Annotated in this window: 5 protein-coding genes; 2 read left to right on the top strand and 3 right to left on the bottom strand. The window is 73.2% G+C overall.

Annotation, left to right across the window (positions count from 1 at the left end):
• Both KBX53_RS20610 and KBX53_RS20615 read right to left on the bottom strand, forming a co-directional pair.
• Positions 1-219: hypothetical protein (locus tag KBX53_RS20610; RefSeq protein ID WP_210861087.1), on the bottom strand; the 219-nt coding region annotated here is incomplete at its 3' end.
• 16 nt (positions 220-235) lie between these two features.
• A complete protein-coding gene (locus tag KBX53_RS20615) occupies positions 236-865 on the bottom strand; it encodes an RNA polymerase sigma factor (protein WP_210861090.1) in 630 nt (209 codons plus the stop codon).
• A 538-nt stretch (positions 866-1,403) separates the two neighbouring features.
• Here KBX53_RS20615 and KBX53_RS20620 point away from each other — a divergent pair.
• Together KBX53_RS20620 and KBX53_RS20625 are read left to right on the top strand one after the other, a co-directional pair.
• Positions 1,404-2,774 (top strand): serine/threonine-protein kinase, encoded by a 1,371-nt coding sequence (locus tag KBX53_RS20620; protein ID WP_081884236.1) that lies wholly within the window; start codon positions 1,404-1,406, stop codon positions 2,772-2,774.
• Between the two features lie 123 nt (positions 2,775-2,897).
• Positions 2,898-4,160, top strand: a complete 1,263-nt coding sequence (locus tag KBX53_RS20625; protein WP_210861092.1) for a nucleotide sugar dehydrogenase — start codon at positions 2,898-2,900, stop codon at positions 4,158-4,160.
• 91 nt (positions 4,161-4,251) lie between these two features.
• On the opposite strand, the gene KBX53_RS20630 is transcribed toward KBX53_RS20625, so the two are convergent.
• Positions 4,252-5,513 (bottom strand): FtsX-like permease family protein (locus tag KBX53_RS20630; RefSeq protein ID WP_210861094.1); only part of this gene is annotated, 1,262 nt, incomplete at its 5' end.

A 5,513-nucleotide genomic window follows, 5' to 3' on the forward strand; every position in this document is an offset into this window, starting at 1 on the left:
GGCCAGCTCGCCCGCACGGACCGGCCCGGCAGCAGCGGCGAGCAACGCGGCCAACGGCTCGGCCGGGGGCACGTTCGGGCCGGTGGCGTACGCCTCCGGCGCGGTCGCGTCCGCGGGCGTGGCGGCGTGACGCTGGGCCGGCGCGGTGTCCAGCCGGGCGCGGGCCGCGTCGAGCAGACGCTCGGCGTCGGCGTGGTCGGCCCGCCGGAACGGGTTCATCGGGAGTCCCCTCACGTCAGCCGTCCGCCGGTTCGGCCTGCGGTGCCCGCCGGGCGGGGCCGCTGCCCGCACGCGGCGGCGTCCCCTCGCTCGCGACCGGCGACCCGGTCGGGCTCTGCCGCTCCAACAGCACCGCCAGCCGTCGTAGACCCCGGTGAGCGGCGGTGCGTACGGCACCGGCGCGGCGGCCCAGCACCCGGCCGGCGGATCCCGCGTCCAGGCCGATCACGGCCCGCAACAGGACCGCTTCGGCCTCCCGGGGCGGCAGGGTGGCGATCAGCGCGAGCGCGGTCTCGGTACCGATCGTCTCGCTGGCTCGCTCGGCGGTGTCCGCGTCGCTGGCCAGATCGACGAGCGACTGCACCGGGACCGGGAGCGAGGGGCGGCGGCGCATCCGGCGGAGATGATCCATGGCGCGGTTACGGGCGATGGTGACCGTCCAGGCCCGGAACTCACCCCCGGTGAAGCCGGGCAGGTCACGGGAGACCTGCAGCCACGTCTCGGAGGCGACGTCCTCGGCGTCGGCCCCGACGATGGCGGTCAGGTACCGCAGCAGCCCGGGCTGGAGGCTGCGGTAGAGGAAGCGGAACGCCTCTTCGTCTCCGGCCTGCGCGGCGCTCACCACCTCCGACAGATCGTCGGTCATCCGCGGCCCACGTATCGCCCGGGGCGGCCCCGCCCGACCAACGGCACCGGGGCACGGCACGGCGTACGAGGCGTCCGCCCGTTCAGCACCACGCCCGCACCGCCCTCCGCCGCTCTCGTTGTGCCCGCGACCACGATTGTCGGGGCGGCGTGTTTGGGGCCGACGCCAGGGGGGTCGATCGGCGCGCTGCCCGCCGAGGTAGCCGGGAGGGCCCGAGCCGGGGCTAACGCTAGGAGGGGGCTCACGACGCGACAAGTCGGCGTCGTGTCACGGAAGAGTGACAATTCTCAGCCCTGCCGGGCGGCGCGTCGCGGTAACGGCCGGTGAGCAGGGAACACGAACCGCGTTCGGAGGCGGTTTCTTGCCACCGCTGAGGGCTTGAACGACGGAATTTGTCGCTTTTCGTGACACCGCATATCCGCTGCGTCACCAAGGGTGAGCGTCCACACAGGTCACAGCGAATCAGCCAACCCGAACCAGCCGCACGGCGGCCCTGCCACGGCGCGCCGGCCCGAGCCGCGCTAGGTACGGTAAGGCGGTGTTGTCATCGGAGGTCGTGCTCAGCGGTCGCTACCGCTTGGACGAACGTGTCGCCACGGGCGGCATGGGCGACGTTTGGCGTGCCTCCGACCTGATCCTCGGCCGACAGGTCGCGGTCAAGGTTCTGCTCCCCGCGCTGGTCTCCGACCCGGACTTCATCGCCCGGTTCCGCGCCGAGGCCCGGATCATGGCGGCGCTGCGGCACCCCGGCATCGTGCAGGTCTTCGACTGCGGCGCGGACGACCTGCCCGACGGCGGCCGGGCGGACTACCTCGTCATGGAGTTCGTCGCCGGTGAGCCGTTGTCCAAGCGGATCGAGGCGGCCGGGCGACTCGACGTGGCCGAGACGATGTCGATCGTGGCCCAGGCGGCGGCAGCGCTCAACGCGGCCCATCGCGGCGGCATCGTGCACCGCGACGTCAAGCCCAGCAACCTGCTGGTGCAGGAGGACGGCACCGTCGTCCTGGTCGACTTCGGCGTGGCCCGCTCCACCGACATCACCAGCATCACCAGCACCAACGCGGTGCCGGGCACCGCCCTCTACATGGCTCCCGAGCAGGCGGCCGGGCGGCCGGTCAGCGGCGCCACCGACATCTACGCCCTGGGCGCGGTCACCTACTGCTGCCTCACCGGCAGTCCGCCGTTCACAGGCGACAACCCCCTGCAGGTCGCCGTCCGACACCTGGACGACGAGCCGCCGGAGCTGCCGCACGACATCCCGGAGGCGGTCCGCGCCCTGGTGTCGCGGGCCCTGGCCAAGGATCCGCTGGAGCGGTTCACCAGCGGCGCGGCGATGGCCGAGGCCGCTCGGACGGCGGTCACCGACGGCGAGCCACCGACGGCGATGGCCACCCCTGTCGCGCTGCGCAACGCCGGGCCGGGCACCCGCACCGACGTGCCGGTGGGCGCGGCGGTGGCGAACGGGTCACGGGCGGCGCGCCGGCGGGGCCCGCTGGTCGGTGCGGCCGCGGCCATGCTCGTCGCGCTGGTCGGGCTCGGCGCGGCACTGGCCGCGCAGCGCCACGCGGGCGAGGATCCGGCGGTCCATCTGCCGACCACCGCGCCGACGGTCGCGCCGAGCGGTCCCGTGGACCTGCCCGCGGCCAACGAACAGATCACCAGCGTCGACCCTGGCCGGCCCGACCGCACGCGGGCACCCAACAACCCGCCGTCGGTTTCGGTCTCGGCCACGCCGAGCCTGGAGCCGAGCCAGACCGCCACTTCGCCGACGCCGACGGCGGTCGTCACCAGCGCACCACCGACCAGCGCACCACCGACCAGCCTGCCACCGACCGATCCGACGCCGCCGACCACGCCGCCCACGACCACGAGCGCGCCGGCCGATCCGGAGGTGCCGGCCGGCGGCTGAGCCACGCGCCGTCGACGTCCCCACAGTCCCACCGGCACCCATATCCCCAAAACGGACTTACGTCACCGAAGACGCCTCTAGGCTCTCAGCAGGCCATTTACACCATCTGCTGCGGGAGCCTGGGTGAGCGCTGAAAAGCTGGTCGTCATCGGTCAGGGGTATGTGGGACTGCCACTGGCCATGCGGGCCGTCGAGGCGGGGCTCGACGTGGTCGGGCTGGACGTCGACGCCGACCGGGTCAAGCGCCTCGCCTCCGGCGAGTCGTTCGTCGAGGACATCCCGGCCGACCGGCTGGGCCGGGCGTTGGGCAGCGGTCGCTACCACCCCAGCACCGAGTACACCGACGCCGACGGGTTCGACATCTGCGTCATCACGGTGCCGACCCCGCTGCGCGACGGCACCCCCGACCTGAGCTTCGTCGAGCAGGCCGGCATCGGCATCGGCCCGTACGTACGCCCGGGCTGCACGGTGATCCTGGAATCGACCACGTACCCCGGCACCACCGAGGAGCTGCTGCGCCCGCTGCTGGAGTCGGCCAGCGGACTGACCAGCCCCGGCGACTTCCACCTGGGCTACAGCCCGGAGCGGATCGACCCGGGCAACCCGACCTGGCGCCTGGAGAACACCCCGAAGGTGGTCTCCGGTGTGGACCGGGCGTCGCTGGCCCGGGTGGACGAGTTCTACCGGCGCCTCGTGGAACGCACCGTGCCGGTGGACTCCACCCGCGTCGCCGAGCTGACCAAGCTGATCGAGAACACCTTCCGCCAGGTCAACATCGCGCTGATCAACGAGCTGACCATGCTCTCGCACCACCTCGACATCGACGTCTGGGAGGCGATCGACGCGGCCTCGACCAAGCCGTTCGGTTTCCTGCCGTTCCGGCCCGGCCCCGGCGTCGGCGGGCACTGCCTGCCGATCGACCCGTGCTACCTGTCCTGGCAGGTCAAGCGCCGCCTCGGGCGGCAGTTCCGGTTCATCGAGCTGGCCAACGACGTCAACCACGAGATGCCCGAACACGTCGCGCAGCGGATCATGGCGGGGCTGAACCGGGACGGTCGGGCCGCCAGAGGCGCCCGGCTGCTGCTGCTCGGTCTGGCCTACAAGAAGAACACCGGCGACATGCGGGACTCCCCCGCCGTCGATGTGGCGCGACGGTTGCAGGCCCTCGGCGCCGAGGTGCACGCCGTCGAGCCGTACGCGGAGGCGCACCAGCTCCCCGCCGGGGTCACCATGGTCGGGCTCACCGAGCGGGAGGTGCGCGCCGCCGACGCGGTGGTGGTGGTCACCGACCATGACATCTTCGACTACGACCTCGTGGTGCGGCACGCCCGCTACGTCTTCGACACCCGCAACCGGTGCGTCGGCCCGATGGTCGAGCGCCTGTAGACCCGGCACCGCTGGCCGGTCCCGCCGCCGGGGAAGAGGGCGGGGCCGGCCGGCGATGTCCGTCCGGTGCCACTGCCGACAACCCGGCCGGTCACTGGTCGGCGAGCGCCTCGACGACCGGGCGGGACAGCGCCCGGCGGGCCGGCAGCACCGAGGCGAGCAGGGCGGCCAGCACCGCGACGCCGACGATCAGCCCGAGCTGACCGAACGGCAGCACCACGTGGAAGTCGCCGCCGAGGCGGTCCAGCAGGGCCATCGTGGACGCGCTGACTCCGGTGCCGAGCCCGACACCGAGCACCGCGCCGACCACCGCCATCAGCACCGCCTCGACGGCGAGCACGGCCCGCATCCGCCCCCGGGTGAGCCCGACCGCCCGCAGCACGGCGTTCTCCCTGGTCCGTTCGAGCACCGACAGGCTCAGCGTGTTCGCGACGCCGACCAGGGCGATCACCACGGCCAGGCCGAGCAGCGCGGTGACGAAGGCGAGCAGCATGTCCACAGTGCCGGTGAGCATCTTCTTGTACGCGCCCTGGTCCATCAGGTTCACCGTCGGGTACCGGCCGAGCACGGCCGTGATCGCCGCACGAGCCCGATCGGCGCTCACCCCGGCGGCGGGGTCGATCTCGGCCAGGTAGCCCCGCTGGGCGGGGAAGAGCGCGGCGAAGTCCTGGTCGGACAGGTCGATGACGTGACCCGCCGGCACCGCACCGCCCGGGGTGTCGCCGGTGACCACGGCGGCCACCCGCATCGACCGGCCCGCGACGGTCACCGGCGAACCGACCTGCCAACCACGGGAGCGCGCCAACTCGCTGTGCACCAGCACCTGCCCCGGACCGACACGGTCGGCGTCGCCCGCCAGCACTCCGCTCAGCGTCCGAGAAACCAGCGCCGGGTGGGCCGCGCGGATCTCGACGTCGTCGACGACGACGCTGCGCTGCTCGTGCACGACCCCCAACTCGGGGCGGGCGATGAGCTCACCGACGAGCGCGGCCGGCAGGTCCTGTCCGATTCCGCTGACCACGAAGTCGGTGCCGATCTGAGCGTCGACGCTGCGTTCGATGCCGTCCTTGGTGCTGCGCGCGCCCACCATGAACGCCGAGACCAGTCCGATCCCGATCACCAGTGCCGTGGCTGTCGCGGCGACCCGCCGTGGATTGCGCACCGTGTTGGCGACCGCCAGCTCACCGGCGGTGCCGAGCACCCGTCGTACCGGCCAGCCGAACACCCGGGCCAGCGCCGGGACGAGCACCGGCCCGAACAGCACGATCCCGAAGAAGCTGAGCACCCCGCCGGCCGCCACCAGCAGCAGCTGCCCGGCGCTGGCGGCACCGGCCAGCGCGGCGACCCCGGCGG

It is taken from the genome of Micromonospora sp. M51 (assembly GCF_018070305.1).
Classification (GTDB): Bacteria; Actinomycetota; Actinomycetes; order Mycobacteriales; family Micromonosporaceae; genus Micromonospora; species Micromonospora parva.